This window comes from Paraglaciecola sp. L3A3, assembly GCF_009796765.1.
Taxonomy (GTDB): Bacteria; Pseudomonadota; Gammaproteobacteria; order Enterobacterales; family Alteromonadaceae; genus Paraglaciecola.
In genome coordinates this window covers 4,762,823-4,788,472 of sequence record NZ_CP047023.1, presented here as the reverse complement: position 1 = coordinate 4,788,472, position 25,650 = coordinate 4,762,823, and the positions used below count along the sequence as shown (strand labels likewise).

The following is a 25,650-nucleotide window of genomic DNA, read 5'->3' as shown; positions in this document are numbered from 1 at the left end:
GATTTCGGGCATCCTGCCCTCCACCCCTTCGGGGCCATGCTTCGCATGTTCTATTTTGTTCCAGACAAAATAGTCACGGAGTATCCGCTTGGCGGCGTACTGTTTATGCTGACGTAATAAAAAGGCTACCCTAAGGCAGCCTTTCAATGACACGAAATGAGTGTCTTATAGGATTTTAGCTACTACGCCAGCACCAACAGTACGGCCACCTTCACGGATTGCGAAGCGTAAACCTTCGTCCATCGCGATTGGGTTGATTAGTTCAACTTTAAATTTCAAGTTGTCACCAGGCATCACCATTTCTACGCCTTCAGGAAGCTCTACAGCACCTGTTACGTCAGTTGTACGGAAGTAGAACTGTGGACGGTAACCTTTGAAGAATGGAGTATGACGGCCACCTTCATCTTTAGACAATACATAAACTTCTGCTTCGAAGCTTGTGTGTGGGTTGATAGAACCAGGCTTAGCTAGTACTTGACCACGTTCTACGTCTTCACGCTTAGTACCACGTAAAAGTGCACCAACGTTCTCACCAGCACGACCTTCGTCTAGAAGCTTACGGAACATTTCAACACCAGTACAAGTAGATTTAGTTGTATCTTTGATACCAACGATTTCTACTTCATCACCTGTGCGTAAAATACCACGCTCAACACGACCCGTTACAACCGTACCACGACCAGAGATTGAGAAAACATCTTCAATAGGAAGTAGGAAAGGCTTATCAACATCACGCTCTGGCTCTGGGATATATGTATCTAGCGCTTCAGCTAGTTCAATGATTTTCGCTTCCCATTCTGCTTCGCCTTCAAGAGCTTTAAGAGCAGAACCTTGGATAACAGGAAGGTCGTCACCAGGGAATTCGTATTCAGAAAGTAATTCACGTACTTCCATTTCTACCAATTCTAGTAATTCTTCGTCGTCAACCATGTCACATTTGTTCATGAAAACAACCATGTAGGGAACGCCAACCTGACGACCTAACAAGATGTGCTCACGAGTTTGTGGCATAGGACCATCTGTAGCAGCAACAACCAAAATCGCGCCATCCATTTGAGCAGCACCAGTGATCATGTTTTTAACATAATCGGCGTGACCAGGACAATCTACGTGTGCGTAGTGACGAGTAGGGGTGTCATATTCAACGTGAGACGTTGAAATAGTAATACCACGCTCGCGTTCTTCAGGAGCATTATCGATTTGATCGAAAGCTGATGCATCACCACCGTAAGTTTTTGCCAATACAGTTGTGATAGCTGCTGTTAATGTTGTTTTACCGTGGTCAACGTGGCCGATAGTACCGACGTTTACATGCGGTTTAGTACGTTCAAATTTTGCTTTTGCCATTGTCTATTCCCCAGCAAAGTACATTAAAAAAAAGTTTTTATATTGAGATGGGGAGAGAAATGTGTGGTGCTGATAGGCAGATTCGAACTGCCGACCTCACCCTTACCAAGGGTGCGCTCTACCAACTGAGCCATATCAGCATTTCACAAAAATGGAGCGGACGGCGAGAATCGAACTCGCAGCATTAGCTTGGAAGGCTAAGGTATTACCACTATACGACGTCCGCACTATTGCTCTCATACCATATCAAGCAAAAAGTGGTGGAGGGGGCTGGATTCGAACCAGCGAAGGCGGAGCCGTCAGATTTACAGTCTGATCCCTTTAGCCACTCGGGAACCCCTCCAAGATTGATGGTGCCGACTACCGGAGTCGAACTGGTGACCTACTGATTACAAGTCAGTTGCTCTACCAACTGAGCTAAGTCGGCACGTCATCAAGTGGGTGCGGATATTAGAGTAAGAATTGGGGTGGCGCAAGTAGGAATTTAAAAAAAATTCAATTTTTTATACTGACTGGCTAAAATTGCAGCAAACTGGTTGGTTTTATAACAAATTTTTCTATATTGTTATGATCCTTAGCTTATAAATGATGGTTGTCGAGTATATTTATAAATGCGTTAATAAATTTAATTTCTGATATTTTTTGCAAAAAAGTGAAATTATTTTTTAAGTAGTATCTTTTTTGAACAAAACAATGTGAATGATAATGTTACTTACCATTCAAAATTTTCATATGGGAGGATTTGATGGGGCAAAATATCGATGAAAAAACATACTTAATTGAAAAAACAGCAAGAGAAAGTGCTGAAAAAATACTTGCAGAAAAATCTCTAGAGCTAAATTTAAAGAATATAGAATTAGAATCATTAAAGAATAATTTTGAAAACTTAGTCGAACTTAAAACTAAAGAAGCAGTAAAGGCTTCTGAGTTAGCTAATCAAGCGAATCAAGCTAAGTCTCAATTTTTGGCAAATATGAGCCACGAAATAAGAACACCACTCACCGCTATTATTGGTTATGCCGAAATACTTCGTCGTGAAAACCCAGAACAAGTATTAATGGATAAGTATTTAGACACTATTATTAATAATGGTTGTCACCTTACCGATTTACTTGGGGAGATATTAGATCTTTCTAAAATCGAAACACAAAACCTTAGACTAGAAAAAAAGAGATTTAATCTAGTTAATTTAATTACAGAATTAAAAGACATTCATAGTGTGACCGCACAATCTAAATCACTCACTCTCTCCTTTGATATAGATGAAGGCATACCTGAATGGATAGTGACAGATCCAACTAGGCTTAAGCAGGTGCTACATAACTTATTGTCTAATGCCATTAAATTTACAGCTAAAGGTAAAGTTAGCTTTAAGGCTTCTACTAACTGGAAGGATAATACTTTAGTATTTATCGTTACCGATACAGGTGAAGGGATATCACTTGAACAACAGCAACATATTTTTGACAGCTTTAAACAAGCTGATGCCAGTATTACTCGAAAATATGGCGGCACTGGGTTAGGCCTAAGTATTGCTAAATCGATAGTGGGTTTAATGGGAGGACAGTTAAGCGTTGAATCTGAAGTGAATAAAGGCAGTCAATTCACAGCAAGTATAAAAAGTGAAGGAATTGCCGGAAAAACAACAGTGTTGCCTGCATCACATTCACAGATGTCTACCTCTGAACCACTTTTTGTCCCACAATTACAAGGTAATGTTTTATTAGTAGAAGACATTTTTATTAATCAACAATTAATCACTCATCACCTAGAACTTGCGGGTGCGACTGTGACTATTGCTGAAAATGGTATGCAAGCTATTGAAAAAGCGATGGCAGAAGAGTTCTGTTTAGTACTAATGGATATTCAAATGCCAGTATTAGACGGTAAAGAAGCACTTAAAGGTCTATTACAATTAGGTTATAGCAAACCTGTTTATTCTCTTACCGCTAATATGATGCATGATGACATCGAAGAATATAAACGTTTAGGATTTACCGGCACATTGGCTAAACCCTTAGAAGTAGCCAAATTATATGAGGTGCTTAGCAAGTATTTAAAATCCGTGGCAAAAAAAGAAATGCCAGAAGATATGTTAACTGTAGATTCAAGTAATACAATTAATGATATTATCAAGCCTAAATTTTTACTTGCTTTAGCAGGACAATATGAGCAACTAAATGATTTTTATGAACAAAATGAATATGCAAAAATCGGTAACATTTTACATATTATAAAAGGCAGCGCCGGTAGCTTTGGCTATAACAGGTTAACAGAAGTGGCTAATCAAGTATTAGTGTTAATCAGAACTGATAAAATAAGTGAAGCTTCTAAACAAATGAAAAACGTTATGATCCAAATTGAGAAAATACTATTTAGTGAGAAAAAGCGTGGCTGAAGGCATAAATATATTACTGGTTGATGATGTTGATTACAGCCGAGAGTTATTACGTAGTGCAATCATATCTTGTATAGATGACAATAAACTGCCGTTAGCACCCAAGTTTTTTCAAACAGGTGATGGTAAATTAGTATTAGAAATTATCCAACATAGAAATATTAATCTTATCTATCTCGATATTAATCTAGCTGAGCCTAGCGGCTTAGCAGGCTCTTGCGGTTTAGAAATTTTGCAAGAAATTAGAAAAATTTATAAAGAGTTAACTGTTGTCATGTGCTCCAGCGAGAGTTCATCCAAGAATGTTATGAAAGCGATTGAAAACAAAGCGAATGGTTTTATTGTTAAACCTTTTAACTCTGCTCGCATAAGTGAAACATTAAAAAAGTATCTGAGTAAAAGTTAAGTCTCTTTTATTTCGCTGTAAGCCAACATCCCTACTAGTACTAGGTTGTCAAACAACTCATTTTTTCCATGCATATATTGACTAAGTAGGTGGCGGTTACCGCCACCAATAAATATTCTGTAGTCTACAAACTCTGTCTGCATGTATTTTTCGATTGAAAGTAAAAAGCCCTGCATCGAGGCTAAAAGCCCCATATTGATACATATTTCGGTATCTTGACCTAAAGACAATTCAGTGGATAAACTTTGTTCAACAGTTAAGTTTTGAGTCTGTTGTAATAAAGCAACTTGCATTGTATTGAAGCCAGGAGCGATCCAGCCACCAAGATGTTGACCATTAATATTTACCACATCACAGGTCATGGCAGTGCCAAAATCCAATACAGCAAAGTTTCCATTGAATTTTTTTCGACAAGCTAACATGGCTAGCCATCTGTCTACACCTAGGCGATTTGGATTTTTGTAAGCGCATGTCAGACCATCAAATTTAGCTCTAGTTTTTATTTGGTAGACGTCTATCTGTCTGTTTTCTAATAAACTCTGAATTGTCTCGACTTTGTTTTTTTGTCCAACAGCGGATATATAACAAGTATGTACTTGAGTGATTAAAGGTAGTAAGTCTTGAACTTGAGCGATGGAGCCAGATGTATTAATGACAGCGTTTGTACTTAAAGCATATTTAATACAAGTATTACCCACATCGAGTAATAAGGTGTTATTTAGCACGGACACTGATTTCTCCACCATGAAAAGTTTGTAAGCCAGAAGAGGTTTCTAATATTAAAGCTCCAGTGTCATCAATACCTCGGCCTATGCCTTCAATTATCTTCTTGCCAATAATTAACTTTATCGCTTGATTGGCGAAGACATCGAGTTCTTTCCAAGTCTGCACAAAAGGTTTTAATCCTTCTTGTTCAAAAACTAATAATGATGCGTGTAATTCATTAATCAAAATAGCAGCGAGTTGATTACGGTTGATGGGATGACTACTAATCTGGGCCAAATCAATCCAGGGTTGATCAATCTCTTTTACATTGTCTGGTAAAGCAGCATTAAGCCCTATACCGATCACACAATCACAGCCAGAACCAATTTGTCCTTCCACTTCGATTAATACACCAGCTAATTTCTTGCCTTGGGCATAAATATCATTAGGCCATTTTAATTTGGTGTCATTTATTCCACATAGTTTCAGGGTATTGGCTACTGCTACCCCAATAGCTAAACTTAAACCGGCTAAAACAGCATAACCACCAGAAAAATGCCAATGCATTGACAGATACAGACTAGCTCCATAAGGAGAAACCCACTGCCTACCGTGACGACCTCGGCCTGCTGTTTGCGCTTCAGCCAGACAAACATAGCCGTTATTTAAGACTATGGTTTTATCTTTAATATATTGGTTAGTTGAATCGATAACGTTAAGTACTTCAACATTTCTCATATCGGTATTTTGCAGGTATTGGCTTATCTCTTGTGTATTTAACATGGTTAATGGCTGAGCTAAACGATAACCTTTACCTGTGACACTATAGATATCTAGGCCTAGCTCAGATAATGTTTTAACATGATTAGAAATAGCAGCGCGGCTGATACCTAAATATTCACCTAAAGCTTCCCCTGAGTGAAATTTTCCATCAGCTAGTGTCGCCAATAAAGAGGTGCGAATTTGTCCTAGATTATTTTTCATAGAGTGCTCTTTCATAAAAGAATCGCGCCATTTTTATCTATTAATCTCACTTCATTTTCTAAAGTAATAGAAAACACCTGTTGCACCTTAGTACGGATCTCTCTGGCCAGTAACAATAATTCTTGCCCAGTACCGGAGCCATCATTGGTTAATACTAAAGGCTGGCTATGATGACAAGTAATACCACCCACTTTTTTACCTTTAAAACCTAAACTATCAATTAACCAAGCCGCAGGCACTTTCACCTGACTTGTATCAACAGGATAACTAGGTATGGCAGGCCAATTTTGTTGTAACTTTGCAAACAAGCCTGTGGAAATAATTGGATTTTTGAAAAAACTACCTGCATTACCAAGTTTTTGAGGATCGGGAAGTTTGTTTTTTCGTACTTCAACTACTTTATCGAATATATCCTTAGCCGTTGGTTGCACTAATGTTTTGAGTTCACCATAGTGGGCAACACTCTGCCAATCTTTAGCTAGTTTCAGAGTGACTTGGGTGATCACTGCTGAGTGTAGTAATTGGTTTTTAAAAATACTCTCACGGTAGGCAAATTGACAGGCTTGTCGCGATAAATTTTTAAGTTGGCCAGTAGGCAAATCAAAATATTCAACCTGATGAATAAAACGTTCTAACTCCACTCCATAAGCCCCAATATTTTGGATCGGAGCGGCACCTACCGTACCAGGAATTAGCGCCAAGTTTTCTAATCCGTATATTTGCTTTTGTAAACACCAGAGTACCAGTTGATGCCAGTTTTCACCTGCCTGAGCGGTCACATAAAAATCATTTTCGCTTTGTTCGAATGTTATACCTTTGCTCGATATTTTCAGAACGGTTCCTTGATAATCCTCCAAAAATACCGTATTACTTCCTTCGCCCAATATTATGTAAGGAGATGATTTTAAATTAGCGAGAGTTGATACTAATTCACTGCTAGAAACGACTTCAATGAGGGCGTTGGCAGAAGAATTTAAGCTGAAGGTATGAAAGGGAACAAGTGTTTGCAAAGCAGAAACCTAAAGGAACTTTTCGCTATTTTAATAAAGATCGTCATGAATACTAGTGCAAACCCTAGTTAATTGTTCATCTTGTCACTAATTACTATGATTTTTGCTGAGATGAGTAGTGTATGAATGACAATAAAACCAACAGTTAAACGCCCCACTTTGTGAGGCTTAACTTATATTTACAGACCTAAACTATAGTGGGTCTTTAAATCTCAGGCATAACATTCTTGCATGGGTTTAAAACTTTCACTGATAGGGTCATAACAAATAACTTCACCAGTTTCTATGTTGTACACCCAGCCATGAATTTTTACCTCTTTATTAGCTAAACGTCCGGTAATACTAGGGTGGGTTTTAAGGTGTTGAATTTGTAGTAATACATTCTCTTTGGTGACTTCTTCTAAATGTTCACTACCGACAGAACCATGTTTATGTCTAACCACCTCAGTGGCTCCTCGACAATGACCTAGCCATTCTTTTACGTGAGGTAGTTCATTTAGGGCTTCTGGATCAAGTGCGCCTTTCATCGCACCACAATCTGTATGCCCACAAATAACAATATCTGAAATACCCAAAGCGGCAACCGCGAATTCGATGGATGCTGTCATACCACCAGTTTGATTGCTGTGAGGTGGCACAACGTTACCCGCGTTACGACAGATAAATAAGTCTCCGGGTCCTGTTTGAGTAACTAAATTGGGATCAATCCGTGAATCTGCGCAAGTGATAAATAATACTTCTGGATTTTGACGGGTAGCTAGTTTTTGAAATATTTCTTTGTTTTTTGGAAAAACATCACGTTGAAATTTTGCCACACCTGAGATCACATGATCCATTACATACTCCTAAAATACAAAACGAGAAACTAAACTAATATTTTTAAGCCTGCTAGGCACACTTTGACTAAGACTTATTGGCTTAAAGATAGTTTAGTAAGGTTATTTGACGGTTAGGTGGATGGTACAATGTTGTTTGCTTAGGATCGAGAATTACTGCATTGATAATATTTTAGCTTTTAAGGGCTTTATAATTATATCTATATTTAGCACACTAGCTGAAAAGAAAATGTAAATTTAACAGTATGATCAAGGTCTAGTGACATATCTGAATAAAACTCATAAAATATTGGAATTAAACTATGCAATATAGTGTGTTAGGTAGTAGTGGTGAGTCTGTGTCTAGAGTCTGTTTAGGCAGTATGACTTGGGGCTTACAAAATAATCAACAAGATGCCGATCAACAAATAGATTATGGACTTGCGCAAGGAGTTAACTTTATTGATACCGCAGAAATGTATGCGGTGCCGCCCTCTGCAGAAACCTATGGTGCCACTGAAACTATTATTGGTGATTGGTTAAGTCGTCACCAGCAACAAAGAAAAGACATTATCTTAGCCAGCAAAATTGCTGGTGGTGGTTTGCCTTATATTCGTGGTGGTAGTCCCATTACGGGCGAATCTATTATTCAAGCTGTGGATGATTCATTGAAGCGTCTACAAACCGATTATCTCGACTTATATCAATTACATTGGCCGAATCGCACCTCGCCACATTTTGCTAAACATTGGCCAAATCAGATTGCTTTCACTGCAGCCGATGGTCAAGCAGAAGAACAAAGCATGTTAGAAATTTTGCAGGCATTAGATACGTGCGTGAAAGCGGGAAAAATTCGCTATTGTGGTTTGTCTGATGACACCCCTTGGGGCATAAATACTTACTTAAAGCTCAGTGAAAAGTACGCCTTACCTAAAATGACATCCATTCAAAATGAGTTTAGTTTATTGCACGCAAAAGACTGGCCTTATTTGATTGAAAATTGTGTGCACGAGAATGTGGCTTATCTGCCTTGGTCACCATTGGCGACAGGCTTACTCAGTGGAAAGTATGCAGGGGGGAAAAGGCCCGCAGGTAGTCGCTGGACATTAGTACAAAGAAACGGTTTGTTTAGAGATACGCCAGCCGCACATGCTGCAACGGCAAAGTATGCAGAGATAGCCATGGCGTGGGGTATCTCTCCTTCTCAATTGGCCTTAGCTTGGTGTAACCAAGTAGATGGAGTGACTTCAACTATTATTGGTGCCACCAATATGGAGCAACTAAAAGAGAATATAGATGCTTTTGAACTTAATTTAAGTGAGCAAGCATTAGCTGATATTACGACGGTATTTAAACAGTATCCTATGGTTTTTTAACGTATTGGTTACAAATTGATGCAGTGCTGAGGAACTAAACATTATAAACTGCTGTCCGTTAATACCATTACCCATTTTCTTTTGCTCTGCTTGTGCAGACCCCAACCTAGATAGATAAAATTTATGCTTAAACTTAATAAAACAACTAAAATTACCAGTGCGTTAATATTGATGGCCAGTGCCTTTTTCTCCCAAGCGACTGTGGTGGAAGTGCGTACCTCATTGGGTAATATACAAATAAACTTATTTGATGAAACTACGCCTAAGACAGTGGAAAACTTTCTACTTTATGTGAGCTCTGGGGCTTATGAGAATACTGTGGTACATCGTTCGATTCCTGGTTTTATTGTTCAAACAGGAAGCTCTACTTACACAGGACCTATAAATGCCGACAATCGATTAGATAGTATTCCCACCGGCACTCCTGCTGAAAATGAACCTAAGTTTTCTAATTTACGTGGTACTGTTGCAATGGCTAAATTAGAAAATCTACCAAATAGTGCTACTTCTGGCTGGTTTTTTAATTTAGCCAATAACAGTGCTAATTTAGACGTTCAAAATGGTGGTTTTTCCGTTTTTGGCCAAGTAATAGGTGATGGCATGGATATTGTTGATGCTATTGCTGCTTTACCTCGTGAAGGTGAATATCCTCTTCTCAAAGCTATTGAGGACGATGTAGATATCACCGATGAACACTTGGTAGTTATTTCGGATATAGTCGTAATTGACCCAGCTGTAGTCACCAATCCAGATCTTACTCCTACAGAAAACACATTAATCAATGCTCCTACTACGGGTGGCGGTTCGACCGACTCTGGTTCTGGTGGCGGATCATTTGGTTGGATGTTGCTAATTGCTACTTTTGGTTTAACCCGCTACTTCAAGGCGTCAAAATAAAGTTAATTGAAAATGTGATACTTCTGTGAGGATTTAATCACATTATGCACGCATACTCATTCTGAATAGGTTGTTTATTAGGAATATTTGTATGCGTGCGAATTTAATAATTAAAGTTATAACTATGGCTTTGTTTGTCACTCTGACAGGATGTGGCGGCGGAGGTACAGAAGCCCTCACTACTGTGACATCACCGGAGACACAAACGCCAACCCCAAATCCTACACCGACTCCAACTCCAACCCCTGAAGTGTTAACCGGTACTTTTGTTGATTCTGCTGTTGCAGGTCTTAAGTTTGAAACTGCGACCCAAATGGGCACCACAGATGCGCGTGGCTATTTCTCTTATGTAGCAGGAGAAGATGTGACATTTTCTATTGGTGGCATTACATTTCCGGCAGTACCTGCCAAAGAAACATTGTCGCCCCTTGATATCTTCGGCACCACAGAGACTAGTGATGTACGGGTGATAAATATGGCAAGGCTTTTACAAACCTTAGATCAAGATGGTATGCCTGGCAACGGCATTACTATTACAGATAATGCCCATAATCAAGCGACAGGTGTGACTGTGGATTTTTCTGCGGCTAACTTTGCTGAGCAGGTGCAAGACGTTATCGCTAATTCAGGTGCTGTGATCACTACCTTGATTAATAGTACTGACGCGATTAATCACCTGAACATAACTTTGGGTAATATGGAGGCCATGTCTAGTAGCTGCAGTGAGAACAATTTAAAAGCGGGGTACACTGGTACTTTTAGCACTTTAGCCTATGAAGTGGCGGGTAAAGTGACAGTGCTTGATAACTGCACCCTAGAAATCACTATGTTCAATTATGTAGATGGCGGGGCTCCGGCAGTACAAATATATGCAGGTGTAGCGGGTGTGTTTACTGGAGCTGATGCTTTTGGTTTTGGACCACGATTTGAAGGGCGCACTCTAAGAAATGAAACCTTAATTATCAATTTACCGGCTGGCAAAACGGTCGCTGATTTTGATAGCTTAAGCGTGTGGTGTTTTGACTTTGATGCTGATTTTGGCAGTCTGAGACTTGAAGCGCCTTAATCTTAGATGTGTTAGTTGACTTTCAGTGACGAATTTAAGCCAATAAAAAACCGCTAGAGGTTGTCCTCTAGCGGCTTTTTTATTAAGTTAAAACTTATTTAATTTCTAATAATTCAACTTCAAATACTAGTGTTGCATCAGGACCAATTTTAGGGGCGCTGCCTCTTTTACCGTAAGCAAGCTCAGAAGGGATTGTTAGTTCGAATTTATCGCCAACATTCATGAGTTGTAATGCTTCTGTCCAGCCTTTAATTACACCTGTTAATGGGAATTCAGCTGGTTGTCCGCGCTCGTAAGAACTATCAAATACTGTGCCGTCGATTAATGAACCTTTGTAATGAACTTTTACCGTTGCGTCTTCAGTTGGTTTTTCACCGTCACCGGCAACAAGTTCTTTGTATTGTAGGCCACTTTCAGTAACGGTTACGCCGTCTTTTTTAGCGTTTGCTTCAAGGTAAGCAGTACCTTCAGCAACATTTTTAGCGCTAGCTTCAGCCTGAGCTTCTTGTTGTTTAGCTTGGGCTTGTTGTTGCATAGTTTGAATCGCAGTTTGAATTTCTTCAGGACTTAATCGAGATGCAGTGTCTGTTTTAATATCTTCAATTGCCATAGTGAATGCATTGATATCAAGAGCAATCCCATCTCTTTTAAATTGTCCGGCTAAGTTTGTACCAACAATATAACTTAATTTTTGCTCTAAAGACGCAAGTGCTGGATCAGCTGTGCTGTCTGCTGCAGCTGCAGTAGTCTCGGCTGTTTTGTCTGCACTAGTTTCAGTTGTATTAGATTTGTCGCTACCACAAGCAGCAATAAATAAAGTAGATGCCGTCAATAAGGCAATGGATTTTAATTTCATTGAATTTCCTAAAATTTTTGAGGAAGGTTTAGTAGGTATATCTAAATTGGCCATGTTTTAAGGTTGATAAAGATAAGATTAAATAACATTAGGTACACAATGTGGTTACATGCTTCATTATTCAAGTGTTGAAACCAGATTAGATCAAAAAAGCCCTATTAATTTTCATTAATAGGGCTTTTTATAAAACCTAAGCGTTAACTAAAAGGTTTATTTTTTAGCTGCATTACGTTCTTTGGTTTCTGCAATTACTTTCTCAGACACATTTTGTGGACAAGGACTGTAATGAGAGAATTCCATAGAGAACTGACCACGACCAGAAGTCATAGTACGTAAGCTTCCAATATAACCGAACATTTCAGAAAGAGGAATGTCAGCTTTAACTCGAACACCAGTTGCACTAGGCTCTTGATCTTTGATCATGCCACGACGACGGTTTAAGTCACCAATAACGTCACCAACGTGATCGTCAGGCGTAAACACGTCAACTTTCATGATAGGTTCAATTAACTGAGGTCCAGCCTTAGGAATTGATTGACGGAATGCACCTTTAGCAGCAATTTCAAACGCAACTGCTGATGAATCAACTGCGTGGAATCCACCGTCGAATAATTCAACTTCAACGTCTAGCACTGGGAAGCCAGCTAGAACACCAGTATCCATCATGCCTTTAAAGCCTTTCTCGATAGCTGGGAAGAATTCTTTAGGAACGTTACCGCCCACAACTACAGATTTAAATGTGAAACCTGAGTTAGGTTCACCTGGTTTGATACGATAATCGATCTTACCGAATTGACCAGAACCACCTGATTGTTTCTTATGGGTATAAGAATCTTCAATTTCTTGAGTGATAGTTTCACGGTAAGCAACCTGAGGTTCACCTACTGTTAATTCAACACCATATGTACGCTTAAGAATATCTACTTTGATATCTAAGTGAAGCTCACCCATACCAGATAGGATTGTTTCACCTGAATCTTGGTCGGTTTCAACACGGAAAGTAGGATCTTCTGCAACCATTTTACCGATAGCAATACCCATTTTCTCAGTTGACCCTTTATCTTTTGGTGTAACAGAGATAGAGATTACTGGCTCAGGGAATACCATTGCTTCTAGGATGATAGGGTGTTTAGGATCACATAATGTGTGACCAGTTTGTACGTTACCTTTCATACCAACAATCGCGATGATATCACCGGCTTGAGCAGAACTAAGCTCTTTACGGTCATCGGCTTGCATTTCACACATACGACCTACACGCTCAGTTTTACCTGTAGCAGCGTTCATTATGGTGTCACCTTTATTAAGAACACCAGAATAGATACGCACGAAAGTCAATGAACCAAAACGGTCATCAGTAATTTTGAAAGCTAATGCTTTAAATGTTTCTTTTGCATCAACAATTGCGTATTCGCCATTCGGCTCGCCTTCTTCATCTGTAAGAGGCTGAGGATCAACTTCAGTTGGGCTAGGTAAATAGTCAACTACGGCATCAAGGATTAATTGCATACCTTTGTTTTTGAAAGCAGAACCACAATAAGTAGGGAAGAAGTCCATAGTACGTGTACCTTTACGGATACAACGTTTAATGTCTTCAATAGAAGGCTCTTCACCTTCCATATAAGCCATCATTAGGTCATCGTCTTGCTCTACAGCACTTTCGATTAACATTTCACGGTATTCTTCAACTTTATCAACCATGTCCGCAGGAACATCTTTGATTTCGTAGTTTTCTGGAAGACCAGTGTCATCCCAAACGTATGCTTTACGAGTTAAAAGGTCAACCACACCAATAAAGTCATCTTCGATACCAATAGGTAAAACCATGATTAATGGATTAGCAGCCAGTACTTTTTTAGTCTGATCGACTACTCGGTAAAAATCAGCGCCCATACGGTCTAATTTATTGACGAAGATTATACGTGCTACTTCTGAGTCATTCGCATAACGCCAGTTAGTTTCTGACTGAGGTTCAACCCCGCCAGAACCACAGAAAACACCGATACCGCCGTCTAATACTTTAAGTGAACGATATACTTCAACTGTGAAGTCAACGTGCCCAGGAGTATCGATAACGTTGAAACGGTGATCTTTCCAGAAACAGCTTACTGCTGCAGATTGGATAGTAATACCGCGCTCAGCTTCTTGTTCCATGAAATCGGTAGTCGATTCGCCGTCATGCACTTCCCCAGTCTTATGGATTTGACCAGTAAGTTTAAGGATTCTTTCTGTGGTGGTTGTTTTACCCGCGTCAACGTGGGCAAAAATACCGATATTTCTGTACTTTGCTAAATCTGTCATTATATCAACTTCAGTGTGAGTAAAAATTGCGCGGGATTATACAAGAAAAATTAATGAAAAGAACCCTATTTCTATTGCGACATTGGCATAACTCGGTTTCTGCCCAATCGCTTTGCCTCATAAAGCTGTTTATCTGCCGCTTCTATTAGGGCGAGTGGGCTCATAACTGCCTGTAACTCGGCGACGCCAAAAGATGCAGATATATCTCCTAACACTTCTCCAGAACGTTTGTCCTTTACGCCTATTTTTTCAATTCCATTGCGCATGGACTCGGCAATACTCCGTGCTTTAGAAAAATTAGAGTTAGGGACTATGATGGCAAATTCTTCACCGCCAAATCTGAATGCCTGAGCGCCGTCTCTACAAGTAGCCTGTAATTTTTTGGCTGTGGCTTTTAACACTAAGTCTCCCATCACATGGCCATAGTTGTCGTTAATTTTTTTGAAATGGTCGAGGTCGACTAATATTAAGCAAAGATTAGGCTGTAAAGATAGGCTGGCCAGTTCTTCATCAAAGTAACGTCTATTACATAAACCTGTAAGTGCATCATATAGAGCCTCCTTTTGACTTTGTTCTAATTGTCCTCGAAGTGTTTGTATTTCTCGTTGAGCGTCGGTTAAGGCTGAATTAAAACTTATAGTTCTTCGACGAATATTTTGTGTTTCTTTCACTAAGTTACGTACTAGTGCCATGACTTCTTCAATAGATAACCCTTCTTTTTCGACTTTAGCCAAGTCATCAACACATAAATCCATCGTTTGTTTAAATTGGGTCGTTTCTGCGCGAGTATCTTTTAGCGATTGTGTCAATTCGATCAACATTGCTTCAACAGTTTGACGTAATCCCCATGCAGTCACTTCTTCTTTTTCAGCGATAAAACTACGATACAATTCTTTCGTTTTCACCTCTGATAATTGGACTTTGTTTTCTAATGCATAATTAATATTGGCGTTCAACTCAGCTGATTCGTTGCTGACATAGGTATACCAAAGCGCATAGTTTGTGGGCACCGCAGGTATTTTATGTTTTAGCATTAGAGGAATAGTTTGCTTTAAGGTGGCAAACGACTTTTCTAATTTATTGTTGGACATAAAATTTCCCTCTATATGTTGAGTTTGTCAGTGTATATGACTGAATCTAGGTTTGTGCATTTTATTCCTATGGGTAGATATAATATTACCTCATCTCTAATTGAATAATCATTTATTCTTGTTTGGATTTTTTGTGTCTATGGATTGATGTAATATCTTCATAATATTCAATGACAATCTGACGGCGATAAAAGACAAAATGGGCAAAAGAACAAAAATGTTACGCAGTGTTTGGTTATTAATTTTCTGTTTCTTTATGAGTAGTGTTATTGCAGATGAAAAAGTTGCGGTAGATAAAATGGAAACTTTAGCCCCTTTGCCCACTCATTGGCAACAATCCCACATGAAAGAACCCATTTTTGGGGGCTTAGTACATGTAATTGAAACCGGAAATCGCCATAAACAAACAATTATTTTAGTCCATGGCTTAGGTTACAGCGGTTTAAGAGATTGGCTTGATGTAATCCCAAGTCTGGAATCTGAATATCATATTGTTGCCTTAGATTTGCCCGGTTTTGGCGAGTCTGATAGTACTTCATTACAGCTAGCACCGCAGCGTTATGCAGAGTTACTAAAATGGTTGATCCCGCAGTTTTCAAAGCAAAAAGTAATCATTATTGGCCATTCTATGGGCGGCGCTATTAGTTTGCGTTTTACTTCTTCTTTTCCTGAGATGGTAGACAAGCTGATTATGGTGGATACAGCAGGGGTGTTACATCGTACAGCGTTTGTCAGGCACATGACACAAATGCCTGATCGCTATGCATTTTTAGCAAAATACCAAGAGCATTTTAATTTTGTCGATTCGGCGGTGAACAAATTTAATCGTTTTGTTAATCGAGTAAGTGGTTCAGTGCTAAGGAAACTAGATAAAATGCCTGATCCAACTTTGGTATTAATGAACAATCCATTAGCACAAAAGTATGCTTATAAAGACAGGCCTACTTTAAATGCCGCCATTGGCTTAATTAATGAAGACTTTTCAACCGCGCTTCACCAATTTTTGACCCCAACACATATTATCTGGGGGGAATATGATCGAGTTGCGCCGCTGAGGACTGGAGAATTATTACAATATCATTTAGACAATGCTCAACTTCATGTAGTTAAAAATGCTGGACATGTACCAATGAAAGATAAAACCGAAGATTTTTTACAAAAGTTAAGCATTGCACTGCGACATACACCGAAAAAAGCAAAAAAATATGTAACTGAATATAACGGTCAAACTGCTGATTTACATTGTAATAAACAAGAGGATATCGTTTATAGTGGGGTATATAGCAGTGTTTATATCAATAACTGTCGATACGTAACTTTAAATAAACTATCGGCTCGAAACTTGATTATTGAAAATTCGGAGGTAACTTTGGATGAAGTGAATATCACTTCAGATGTGGTGGCAATGGATATTAAAAATTCGTTTGTCACTATGACTAATGTTAGTTTAAGTGGCACTACAGCCTTGCGAGTAGAGGCTAGTACTGTAGATATAGCGGGAGCTAAGTTAGTGAGTTCTAACGATACAATTGAAGCGAAAGCCGATTCAATTATTTATCTGTCAGTCAGTGAAAAAGTACAAAATGGTTATCAACAATTTTTGCATGGTATATCTAAAGGTAATCATTTTTATTTACAGTGATGATTTGTATTTTTCACATAGTAGTGAGAGCTTGCTTTTGGGCAAACTGCACAATACTATTCTGTTGTGCAAGTAGCTGTAAGAAACTAATTTGAGTGTTTGCACTTTACGGCCTATTTATATTTAATATCAAAAAGGATTACAAATGAAAAAGATTGCAGCTGCTGCTTTAAGTAGTGTTTTATTATTATCGGCATTCTCTGCGAGTGCTGCCCCCGCAAAATCTGAGAAACAAGCAGCTCAAGCTGTGGAGTTTCGTCAGTCAATTTTTACTTTAATTAAGAGTAACGTTGGTGCATTAGGGGCAATGAATAAAGGGGCAATACCTTTTGATGCCGAAACCTTAAAAACCAATGGTATGCGACTCGAGCAGTTATCGCTAATGATTGAAGATTATTTAGAAACTGATACTTCAAACTTCAAAGTTAAAACTCATGCTGTAGATAAAATTTGGCAAAATAAAGCTGATTTTAGTAGCAAAATTAGTGATTTAACTGAAGCAGCGGTAAACCTTCAAGCGGTCGCTAAAAGTGGTGACGAAAGCCAGTATAAAAGTGCTATCGGTGGCGTATTCAAAACCTGTAAAGGTTGCCATGATAAGTATAAAGAAGATTAGTTTTTATTCTTGATTTAAAAAAGGCAGCTTATAAGCTGCCTTTTTTGTTTAAGCTGATTGGGTTAGTAGTAGTAATCCATTTCAGGAATGGGTGGATTGATTTCAACTAACCAATAGACAAACACAGCCACAACTATCATCACAATGATCGCTTTAAGTAATTGTGAATTAGCAATAGCTTGCTGCTCAGTGACCATTTTTTTGCCATGTAACATGGGACGAATTAAGTCATGTTTCAGAGCAAATTTATACCAACAAATTACTAATATATGTACCGCAATAAAGATCCACAAAAAGCTGAAAGTTTGGTGATGTAACCATTGCATAATACTTTGCAGCGAATCACTGACCGTTCCATAATAGGGACCTGAGTGGACAACGTCATCGGAAGTAAATAAGCCAGTAGTAGCTTGTATTCCAACTAATAACAAGACCAAAGGTAACATTAAGCCGCCAACAGGATTATGGCCAATAGTGGACGTGTCTTGTTTATTCATTAACGCTTTAATATAAGCAAACATGGCTTTGGGGCCAGCAATAAAACTACTAAATTTGGCGTATTTGGTACCAATAAACCCCCAGATTAATCTAAATATTATTAATCCTAAAATGAAATAACCTAGATAAAAATGGAAATCCATCGCATCCTCAATCACTTCAGCTGTGAACCACTGAGTGACTAAACATATAGCTAATATCCAATGGAATAAACGTACGGGTAAATCCCAGACAAGTCGTTTTTGCATGATTTTGTTGACCTATATAAATGTTATCTTATAAAGCAGTTTTATTATGCCATGATTGAGTGGCAGTTATATTACGCGGAACCGCTAATAATTTGTACCTGTGGAATGTCAGTATCGCCTTTTAAAACTTTTAATATGCCATCTTGGGTTAGGGTACGCATACCATCATTCATTGCTTGCGCTTTCATCGCGTGTACGGAAGCTTCTTTATATACAAGAGTTCTTAATTCTCCGGTCATAGACAATAACTCGTGAACACCTGTTCTGCCTCTATAACCGGTATCACCACATTCTTCACATCCTTTGCCTCTAAATAACATTATTTGTTCAGGTAAATTAAGCTCCGGTAGATATTCTTCACCATATTGACGTTTGATAAAGGCAACTTCTGCATCTGTAGCAGGATATTTTTCTTTGCAATTAGAGCAGATGGTTCGAATCAGGCGTTGAGCTAATATACCCACACAAGCATCGGAAAAGTTAACAGGATCTAATCCTAGGTCTAATAAACGGGTGATGGTTTCTGGGGCCGAGTTAGTATGTAAAGTAGAAAATACTAAGTGACCGGTTAGAGAGGCTTCAATACCTGCATGTGCGGTTTCTTTATCGCGCATTTCTCCGATCAAAATAATATCGGGATCAGCTCGTAAAAACGCCCGTAAGGCATTAGCAAAAGTAAAACCAATCTTAGGGCTAACTTGTACTTGCTGTAATCCTGGTTGGGTGATTTCAACTGGATCTTCAGCAGTCCAAATCTTTTTCTCGGGAGTGTTAATATGACCTAGTACGGCATGTAGGGTAGTGGTTTTACCTGAACCTGTTGGCCCAACGACTAACATAATGCCGTGGGGTTTTTGCACCAATTCTAGGATCTTGTCATGGTTTCTTGGTGATAAATTTAGTTTACTCATTGGCATGGCACCGCCCGCAGCCAAAATCCGCATGACTACGCCTTCACCGGCAACAGTGGGAATAGTGGCGACCCGCACTTCAATTAGTTGTCCTGACATGCGAAACGATAACTTACCATCTTGTGGTACTCGTTTTTCAGCAATGTTCAAATTGGACATAATTTTAATCCGTGCAATCACAGCATTATGGTGGGAAGCAGGTACTTGCGTGATATCTCGGCAAACTCCATCGATGCGCATTCTAACCCTTGTCGGTGCATTCTTTTCAGGATCGACATGAATGTCAGACGCATTCAAACGTTTAGCATCATGTAATACGCGGCTGACAAGTCTGACAACCGCCGGAGCGTCATCAGACATTTCATCACTAAGTTCGTCGGTTTCTTCGGCACTGGTGCCTATTTCGTCAAGGATTTCATCCATTGCGCCTGGGCCAGCTCCACCGCCAGCTGCTTCGCCCAAATATTGCAATACTATATTAGGCAGAGAGACGTAGATTTCGTAACTATCTATGCCTAAGGCGCTTTCAATCTCCATTAATAACGTCGCATTGTTCGGTTCAGCCATTAAGACAATGGGGTTTTCTGCGACGTCAGCGATGACTGCGACTAAGTTACGTTTTAAATAAGATAAATTTAACTTACTTTCACTTTGATATAAGTGATATTTGTCAGGTAAGTAGGATAAATAGGGCACCTGATAGTGCACAGATAAGGCCATACCTAAGTCATCGTCAGGCACTCGGTATTCAGAGGCTAAACGTTGTACGAGTTGTTTGTTGTCGTTGCTAGATTGTTTTATCTTGCTGAGTTGACTGTCTGTGATTAAATTTCTATGTACTAAATAATCAAAAGGTTCACTAGTGCCACCTAACTCATACCGGAATTTTTTACCTATTATTTCGGATACTTTATTGGCTAGGTCTAAGTCTGAATTGCTAAATGCTCCCTGTTTTTTATTGATAACCTGCATTACTCCCATTAATACCCCTGCATCCAAAATTGGGATACAAATGATATTACGGGTAATAAAGGTAGAGCTTTTATCAAATTTATCAGCAAAATTAAGCCGCTTATGAATATTGGCTAACTCTTCTTTATCATAAGGGTCATTAATTAATAGAGGTAGTTGGCTAAGCGCGACATATCCAGCAATCGACATTGGGCTGATAGGTACTTTAATTTCTTTGGTTTCTTTACCCGTTTTAAAGCGGGCGACAAGATCTTGATGTTGACGACGACGCATAAAAATACTCATGCGTTCAGCACCAAACCACTCGAGAACATAAGGTTCTAATTTATGATAAGCATCCAGCAGAGATGGATAAGTGGTTAACAGTTGATTGATATGATCAAACTTGTTTTGATGTGCGTCAGTATCTGTCATTTATTTTATTTAAGTTGCGTTATTTTTATTTGTTTTGCAAACCTTACTATACCCGACACAGACCAGACAGCAAATAGCTTAATTTGAATAGTGTTTTGCCGAGCACAGACAATAGAAAGTTGCTTTGTAAATGAATAAGATTGAATACCTAACACAGTTTTTTAAATAAAGACTTGTCAGGGGGTGGATTATCTGTATAATTCGCCGCCTCATTGTCTTAGCGGATAATGTAATTGGTCAGGGCTAAAGTATAACTTTGCTTGCAAAGCACGTTAGTTCACAAAATACCAATAGAAAAAAACAGGGCCCCAATTGTGGGCTAATAGTTTACACGCATCCTCCTATCAATATTAATTTGATGGTGTGGATGATTTTTTTTGTTCTTTCGATTGGAGCTAAATCGATGCCAAATCAAAGAATTCGCATTCGTTTGAAAGCGTTTGATCATAAGTTGATCGATCAGTCTACGGCTGAAATCGTTGAAACTGCGAAGCGTACAGGTGCTCAGGTTAGCGGTCCTATTCCACTACCTACACGTAAAGAGCGCTATACAATTCTTACTTCACCGCATGTTAATAAAGATGCACGTGACCAGTATGAGATTCGTACACATAAGCGTTTGGTAGATATCATTGAGCCTACTGATAAAACAGTAGACGCGTTAATGAGATTGGACTTGGCTGCTGGTGTTGATGTTCAAATCAGCCTGGGCTAACAAGAGAGGGTTTTAACATGGCGATTGGTCTTATCGGTCGTAAAGTAGGAATGACACGTATCTTCACTGAAGATGGTGTTTCAATTCCTGTGACTGTTATTGAAGCCACCCCGAACCGTGTTACTCAGTTACGTACTGAAGAAACCGACGGGTATAAGGCGCTTCAAGTAACCGCTGGCGACAAAAAAGCAAACCGCGTTAATAAAGCTGCAGCAGGTCATTTTGCTAAAGCTGGCGTGGAAGCTGGTCGCGGATTATGGGAGTTCCGCTTGGACGACAACGAAGGTGAAGGCATAGAAGTAGGCAGTGAAATTACTGTTGAAATTTTTGCTGACACTAAAATGGTTGACGTTGCAGGTACTTCTAAAGGTAAAGGTTTCCAAGGTGCTATTAAGCGCTGGAACTTTAGCCACCAACGTAACACACATGGTAACTCATTGTCGCATCGTGCCCCTGGTTCGATTGGTCAAAACCAATCACCTGGTAAAGTTTTCAAAGGTAAGAAAATGGCCGGTCAGATGGGTAACAAGCGTGCAACAGTGCAGTCTTTAGATGTAGTACGAGTTGATGCAGAGAACAATCTTTTATTAGTAAAAGGTACAGTTCCTGGAGCAACTGGTGGCGATGTCATTATCAAAGCTGCAGTTAAAGCGTAACGTCTGGGGAGTTAAGTGATGGAATTAGTATTGAAAGATGCGCAAAGCGCTCTTGAAGTATCCGAAGCAACCTTTGGACGTGATTTTAACGAAGCACTAGTACATCAAGTAGTAGTTGCATTCGGTGCAGGAGCTCGTCAGGGTTCTAAAGCACAAAAAACACGCTCTGAAGTACGCGGTGGTGGTGCCAAACCTTGGCGTCAAAAAGGAACAGGTCGTGCCCGTGCTGGTACAATCCGTAGTCCTATCTGGCGTTCTGGTGGTGTAACATTCGCAGCGAAGCCTCAGGATCACAGCCAAAAGGTTAACAAAAAGATGTACCGTGGTGCGATTCAAAGCATCCTTTCAGAATTGGTACGTCAAGAACGTTTAATCGTGGTTGAAAAATTTGAAGTTGAAGGCCCTAAGACTAAAGCATTACAGTCTAAATTAGCGGCTCTTGAACTTAAAGATGTGCTTATTGTTACATCAGAAGTTGATGAGAACTTGTTCTTGTCTGCACGCAACTTGTATAAAGTTGATGTGCGTGATGTACAGGGTATTGACCCAGTAAGTCTTATTGCATTCGAAAAAGTATTGATGACTGCTGATGCAGTTAAGCAATTAGAGGAGTCGCTAGCATGATAAATGAAGAGCGTCTACTTAAGGTGTTATTAGCACCACATGTTTCTGAAAAAGCAACGCTATCTGCTGAAAAAAACAACACTGTTGTTTTGAAAGTAGTCAAAGATGCGAACAAAGAAGAAATCAAAGCTGCAGTTGAAAAATTGTTTGAAGTTGAAGTTAATTCTGTTCGTACCCTAAACGTTAAGGGTAAAACCAAACGTCACGGTGCATCTTTCGGCAAGCGTAAAGACTGGAAAAAAGCTTACGTTGTGCTTAAAGAAGGTCAAGACATCGACTTTGCTGGCAGCGAAGGCTAAGAAGGGGATTAGATATGCCATTATTGAAAGCTAAGCCGACTTCTGCTGGTCGTCGTCACGTAGTTCAGGTTATTAACCCTGATCTACACAAAGGCGCACCTTATGCTCCTTTGCTTGAAAAAAACAGCAAATCTGGTGGTCGTAACAACAATGGACGCATTACCGTGCGTCACATTGGTGGTGGCCATAAGCATCATTATCGTGTAATCGATTTTAAACGTAACAAAGATGGCATTCCTGCTAAAATTGAACGTTTAGAATATGATCCTAACCGATCTGCAAACATCTGTTTGGTGTTATATGCAGATGGTGAACGTCGTTATATTTTAGCTCCTAAAGGCGCTAAAGCTGGTGATGCGATCCAATCAGGTTCTGATGCACCAATTAAAGCTGGTAATACTTTACCAATGCGTAACATTCCAGTAGGTACTACGGTACACGCTATTGAAATGAAGCCTGGTAAAGGTGCTCAAATTGCTCGTTCCGCAGGTGCTTACGCACAGATCCTAGCTCGTGCCGAAGGTTATGTAACTCTTCGTTTACGTTCTGGTGAAGTTCGTCGAGTATTGGCAGATTGTCGTGCCACCATTGGTGAAATCGGCAATGCAGAACACATGCTACGTTCACTTGGTAAAGCCGGTGCGAACAGATGGCGCGGTATCCGCCCAACTGTACGTGGTGTTGCCATGAACCCTGTAGATCACCCACACGGTGGTGGTGAAGGTCGTACTTCTGGTGGCCGTCATCCGGTATCACCATGGGGCGTACCTACTAAGGGTAAGAAAACACGTAGTAACAAGCGTACTGATAAATTAATCGTACGTCGTCGTAATAAGTAACAGCGAGGATTCACCATGCCACGTTCTCTCAAGAAGGGTCCATTTATAGACCTACACTTGCTGAAGAAGGTCGAGGCTGCAGTGGAGAAAGGCGAGAAAAAACCAATCAAGACTTGGTCTCGCCGCTCTATGATCATCCCAGATATGATTGGGTTGACCATTGCAGTCCATAACGGTCGCCAACACGTTCCTGTATTTGTCAGTGACGAAATGGTCGGCCACAAATTGGGCGAATTTGCTCCAACGCGTACTTACCGTGGCCATGTCGCGGATAAGAAAGCCAAGAGATAGGAAATAGATTATGGAAGCTTTTGCTAAACATCGTCATGCTCGTACCTCTGCTCAAAAGGCACGCTTGGTAGCAGATCAAATTCGTGGTTTACACGTTGAAAAAGCACTTGAAGTTTTGGCTTATAGCCCGAAGAAAGGTGCGGATCTAGTTAAGAAAGTACTAGAATCAGCGATTGCGAACGCCGAACACAACGAAGGTGCAGATATTGACGAATTGACAGTATCTCAAATCTTTGTTGACGAAGGTCCAACTATGAAGCGTATCAAGACTCGAGCGAAAGGTCGTGCTGATCGTATATTTAAGCGTAGCAGTCACATCACTGTTGTTGTGTCTGATAACTAGGAGAAGATAATGGGACAGAAGGTACATCCTACGGGCATACGCCTGGGTATCAGCAAACCATGGACATCTACCTGGTACGCTAATACTGCAGATTATGCGAATAACCTGTTTAATGACCATCAGGTACGTCAGTATCTGACTAAGGCACTTAAAAGTGCTTCACTTTCGAAATTGATTATCGAACGTCCAGCGAAGAGCATACGTGTAACTATACACACTGCTCGTCCGGGTGTTGTTATCGGTAAAAAAGGTGAAGACGTTGAGAAGCTACGTAAGCATGTATCTAAGCTAGCCGGTGTGCCAGCTCAGATCAACATTGCTGAAGTACGCAAGCCAGAGTTAGATGGTCAACTAGTTGCGGATAGCATTGCTAGCCAACTAGAACGTCGTGTTATGTTCCGTCGTGCTATGAAGCGTGCGGTACAAAACGCAATGAGAATTGGTGCTAAGGGTATCAAAGTTGAAGTTAGTGGTCGTTTAGGCGGCGCTGAAATTGCTCGTTCAGAGTGGTATCGTGAAGGTCGTGTTCCATTACACACATTCCGCGCAGATATCGACTATGCAACATCTGAAGCAGCAACTCAATACGGTATCATTGGCGTAAAAGTATGGATCTTCAAAGGTGAAGTATTAGGTGGTTTACCACTTACTCACGAGCAGCCAGCTGCCGCACCTAAGAAGAAAGGCCGTGCTCCTAAGCGTGAGGGCTAATTATGTTACAACCTAAACGTATGAAGTTCCGTAAAATGCACAAAGGTCGTAACCGTGGCTTTGCCGCTGGTAGCGACGTTAGTTTTGGTACTTACGGGTTGAAAGCGGTTGGACGTGGTCGTATGACTGCTCGCCAAATCGAAGCAGCTCGTCGTGCAATGACTCGTGCAGTTAAACGTCAAGGCAAAATTTGGATTAGGGTTTTCCCTGATAAGCCGATTACTGAGAAGCCTCTAGAAGTGCGTCAAGGTAAAGGTAAAGGTAACGTTGAATATTGGGTTTGCCAAATTCAGCCAGGTCGTGTGCTATATGAAATGGAAGGTGTTCCAGAAGAATTAGCTCGCGAAGCCTTTGAATTGGCAGCATCTAAATTGCCATTTAAAACCACTTTTGTAACTCGGACGGTGATGTAATGAATGCCACAGAACTGAAAGAAAAAAGCGTAGAAGAATTGAACGCAGAGCTATTAAACTTGCTTCGTGAACAATTTAACTTGCGTATGCAAGCGAGCACAGGTCAGCTTGAAAAAACTGACGGTCTTCGTAAAGTGCGTCGCAGTATCGCGCGTGTTAAAACCATTCTGACTGAAAAGGCTGCTGCGCCTTCTGTAGGAGCATAA

Annotated in this window: 27 protein-coding genes and 4 tRNA genes; 17 read left to right on the top strand and 14 right to left on the bottom strand. The window is 40.0% G+C overall.

Annotated elements, in window-relative coordinates:
• Nucleotides 1-165 precede the first annotated feature (165 nt).
• The 5 genes from tuf to GQR87_RS19825 form a co-directional block, all read right to left on the bottom strand.
• Nucleotides 166-1,347: an elongation factor Tu gene (tuf, locus tag GQR87_RS19845; protein WP_158966609.1), complete on the bottom strand. Its 1,182-nt coding sequence runs from the start codon at nt 1,345-1,347 to the stop codon at nt 166-168.
• Nucleotides 1,348-1,411: 64 nt separating this feature from the next.
• A tRNA-Thr gene (locus GQR87_RS19840) sits at nt 1,412-1,487 on the bottom strand.
• 12 nt (nt 1,488-1,499) lie between these two features.
• Nucleotides 1,500-1,573: transfer RNA gene (locus tag GQR87_RS19835), tRNA-Gly, on the bottom strand.
• A 32-nt stretch (nt 1,574-1,605) separates the two neighbouring features.
• Nucleotides 1,606-1,690, bottom strand: a tRNA-Tyr gene (locus GQR87_RS19830).
• 8 nt (nt 1,691-1,698) lie between these two features.
• A tRNA-Thr gene (locus GQR87_RS19825) sits at nt 1,699-1,774 on the bottom strand.
• A 318-nt stretch (nt 1,775-2,092) separates the two neighbouring features.
• Here GQR87_RS19825 and GQR87_RS19820 point away from each other — a divergent pair.
• A complete protein-coding gene (locus GQR87_RS19820; RefSeq protein ID WP_158972415.1) occupies nt 2,093-3,745 on the top strand; it encodes an ATP-binding protein in 1,653 nt (550 codons plus the stop codon).
• A complete protein-coding gene (locus tag GQR87_RS19815) occupies nt 3,738-4,151 on the top strand; it encodes a response regulator (protein ID WP_158972413.1) in 414 nt (137 codons plus the stop codon). The genes GQR87_RS19820 and GQR87_RS19815 overlap by 8 nt, the downstream gene beginning before the upstream one ends.
• On the opposite strand, the gene GQR87_RS19810 is transcribed toward GQR87_RS19815, so the two are convergent.
• The 4 genes from GQR87_RS19810 to GQR87_RS19795 all read right to left on the bottom strand — a co-directional run bounded on the left by GQR87_RS19810 (nt 4,148) and on the right by GQR87_RS19795 (nt 7,686).
• On the bottom strand, nt 4,148-4,882 hold the full coding sequence (locus tag GQR87_RS19810) for a type III pantothenate kinase (RefSeq protein ID WP_158972411.1): 735 nt from the start codon (nt 4,880-4,882) through the stop codon (nt 4,148-4,150). The genes GQR87_RS19815 and GQR87_RS19810 overlap by 4 nt on opposite strands.
• A complete protein-coding gene (gene birA / locus GQR87_RS19805; protein ID WP_233267330.1) occupies nt 4,866-5,840 on the bottom strand; it encodes a bifunctional biotin--[acetyl-CoA-carboxylase] ligase/biotin operon repressor BirA in 975 nt (324 codons plus the stop codon). Before birA ends, GQR87_RS19810 begins: the two co-directional genes overlap by 17 nt.
• 11 nt (nt 5,841-5,851) lie before the next feature.
• Nucleotides 5,852-6,850, bottom strand: coding sequence for a UDP-N-acetylmuramate dehydrogenase (murB, locus tag GQR87_RS19800; RefSeq protein WP_158972407.1), 999 nt, complete (start codon nt 6,848-6,850; stop codon nt 5,852-5,854).
• A gap of 212 nt (nt 6,851-7,062) precedes the next feature.
• The gene (locus GQR87_RS19795; RefSeq protein ID WP_158972405.1) at nt 7,063-7,686 is read right to left on the bottom strand and encodes a carbonic anhydrase; all 624 of its coding nucleotides are present in this window, start codon (nt 7,684-7,686) and stop codon (nt 7,063-7,065) included.
• A gap of 302 nt (nt 7,687-7,988) precedes the next feature.
• Between GQR87_RS19795 and GQR87_RS19790 the strand changes: the two genes are divergently transcribed.
• From GQR87_RS19790 to GQR87_RS19780, 3 genes are all read left to right on the top strand, one after another.
• On the top strand, nt 7,989-9,041 hold the full coding sequence (locus GQR87_RS19790; RefSeq protein ID WP_158972403.1) for an aldo/keto reductase: 1,053 nt from the start codon (nt 7,989-7,991) through the stop codon (nt 9,039-9,041).
• Between the two features lie 123 nt (nt 9,042-9,164).
• Complete coding sequence (locus tag GQR87_RS19785; RefSeq protein WP_158972401.1) at nt 9,165-9,938, top strand: peptidylprolyl isomerase; 774 nt, start codon at nt 9,165-9,167, stop codon at nt 9,936-9,938.
• A gap of 91 nt (nt 9,939-10,029) precedes the next feature.
• A complete protein-coding gene (locus GQR87_RS19780) occupies nt 10,030-11,004 on the top strand; it encodes a DM13 domain-containing protein (RefSeq protein ID WP_158972399.1) in 975 nt (324 codons plus the stop codon).
• Nucleotides 11,005-11,098: 94 nt separating this feature from the next.
• Here the strand turns inward: GQR87_RS19780 and GQR87_RS19775 are convergent, their stop codons facing one another.
• The 3 genes from GQR87_RS19775 to GQR87_RS19765 form a co-directional block, all read right to left on the bottom strand.
• Nucleotides 11,099-11,860: an FKBP-type peptidyl-prolyl cis-trans isomerase gene (locus GQR87_RS19775; RefSeq protein ID WP_158972397.1), complete on the bottom strand. Its 762-nt coding sequence runs from the start codon at nt 11,858-11,860 to the stop codon at nt 11,099-11,101.
• A 210-nt stretch (nt 11,861-12,070) separates the two neighbouring features.
• Nucleotides 12,071-14,161, bottom strand: coding sequence for an elongation factor G (gene fusA, locus GQR87_RS19770; RefSeq protein ID WP_158972395.1), 2,091 nt, complete (start codon nt 14,159-14,161; stop codon nt 12,071-12,073).
• Between the two features lie 71 nt (nt 14,162-14,232).
• A complete protein-coding gene (locus GQR87_RS19765) occupies nt 14,233-15,252 on the bottom strand; it encodes a GGDEF domain-containing protein (protein WP_158972393.1) in 1,020 nt (339 codons plus the stop codon).
• A gap of 199 nt (nt 15,253-15,451) precedes the next feature.
• Between GQR87_RS19765 and GQR87_RS19760 the strand changes: the two genes are divergently transcribed.
• Together GQR87_RS19760 and GQR87_RS19755 are read left to right on the top strand one after the other, a co-directional pair.
• A complete protein-coding gene (locus tag GQR87_RS19760) occupies nt 15,452-16,894 on the top strand; it encodes an alpha/beta fold hydrolase (protein WP_158972391.1) in 1,443 nt (480 codons plus the stop codon).
• Nucleotides 16,895-17,039: 145 nt separating this feature from the next.
• Nucleotides 17,040-17,510 carry a cytochrome c gene (locus GQR87_RS19755; protein WP_158972389.1) on the top strand — a complete coding sequence of 157 codons (471 nt, stop codon included), beginning with the start codon at nt 17,040-17,042 and terminating at the stop codon, nt 17,508-17,510.
• A gap of 62 nt (nt 17,511-17,572) precedes the next feature.
• Here the strand turns inward: GQR87_RS19755 and GQR87_RS19750 are convergent, their stop codons facing one another.
• Nucleotides 17,573-18,256 carry a cytochrome b/b6 domain-containing protein gene (locus tag GQR87_RS19750; protein ID WP_158972387.1) on the bottom strand — a complete coding sequence of 228 codons (684 nt, stop codon included), beginning with the start codon at nt 18,254-18,256 and terminating at the stop codon, nt 17,573-17,575.
• A 71-nt stretch (nt 18,257-18,327) separates the two neighbouring features.
• Complete coding sequence (locus tag GQR87_RS19745; RefSeq protein WP_158972385.1) at nt 18,328-20,553, bottom strand: ATPase, T2SS/T4P/T4SS family; 2,226 nt, start codon at nt 20,551-20,553, stop codon at nt 18,328-18,330.
• A 403-nt stretch (nt 20,554-20,956) separates the two neighbouring features.
• On the opposite strand from GQR87_RS19745, the gene rpsJ reads away from it, so the two are divergent.
• The 10 genes from rpsJ to rpmC are packed head-to-tail and all read left to right on the top strand — an operon-like array spanning nt 20,957 to nt 25,650.
• Nucleotides 20,957-21,268: a 30S ribosomal protein S10 gene (rpsJ, locus tag GQR87_RS19740; RefSeq protein ID WP_006992667.1), complete on the top strand. Its 312-nt coding sequence runs from the start codon at nt 20,957-20,959 to the stop codon at nt 21,266-21,268.
• Between the two features lie 17 nt (nt 21,269-21,285).
• Nucleotides 21,286-21,924, top strand: coding sequence for a 50S ribosomal protein L3 (rplC, locus tag GQR87_RS19735; protein ID WP_158972383.1), 639 nt, complete (start codon nt 21,286-21,288; stop codon nt 21,922-21,924).
• Nucleotides 21,925-21,942: 18 nt separating this feature from the next.
• Nucleotides 21,943-22,548 (top strand): 50S ribosomal protein L4, encoded by a 606-nt coding sequence (gene rplD, locus GQR87_RS19730; protein ID WP_158972381.1) that lies wholly within the window; start codon nt 21,943-21,945, stop codon nt 22,546-22,548.
• Nucleotides 22,545-22,847: a 50S ribosomal protein L23 gene (rplW, locus tag GQR87_RS19725; RefSeq protein ID WP_158972379.1), complete on the top strand. Its 303-nt coding sequence runs from the start codon at nt 22,545-22,547 to the stop codon at nt 22,845-22,847. The genes rplD and rplW overlap by 4 nt, the downstream gene beginning before the upstream one ends.
• A gap of 14 nt (nt 22,848-22,861) precedes the next feature.
• The gene (gene rplB / locus GQR87_RS19720) at nt 22,862-23,686 is read left to right on the top strand and encodes a 50S ribosomal protein L2 (RefSeq protein WP_158972377.1); all 825 of its coding nucleotides are present in this window, start codon (nt 22,862-22,864) and stop codon (nt 23,684-23,686) included.
• Between the two features lie 15 nt (nt 23,687-23,701).
• Entirely contained in the window at nt 23,702-23,977 is a 276-nt protein-coding gene (gene rpsS, locus GQR87_RS19715) for a 30S ribosomal protein S19 (protein ID WP_014107406.1), read from the top strand.
• 10 nt (nt 23,978-23,987) lie between these two features.
• Entirely contained in the window at nt 23,988-24,320 is a 333-nt protein-coding gene (rplV, locus tag GQR87_RS19710; protein ID WP_158972375.1) for a 50S ribosomal protein L22, read from the top strand.
• A gap of 9 nt (nt 24,321-24,329) precedes the next feature.
• A complete protein-coding gene (rpsC, locus tag GQR87_RS19705; protein ID WP_158972374.1) occupies nt 24,330-25,031 on the top strand; it encodes a 30S ribosomal protein S3 in 702 nt (233 codons plus the stop codon).
• A gap of 2 nt (nt 25,032-25,033) precedes the next feature.
• Nucleotides 25,034-25,444 (top strand): 50S ribosomal protein L16, encoded by a 411-nt coding sequence (gene rplP, locus GQR87_RS19700; RefSeq protein ID WP_158972372.1) that lies wholly within the window; start codon nt 25,034-25,036, stop codon nt 25,442-25,444.
• Nucleotides 25,444-25,650, top strand: a complete 207-nt coding sequence (gene rpmC, locus GQR87_RS19695) for a 50S ribosomal protein L29 (RefSeq protein ID WP_158972370.1) — start codon at nt 25,444-25,446, stop codon at nt 25,648-25,650. Before rplP ends, rpmC begins: the two co-directional genes overlap by 1 nt.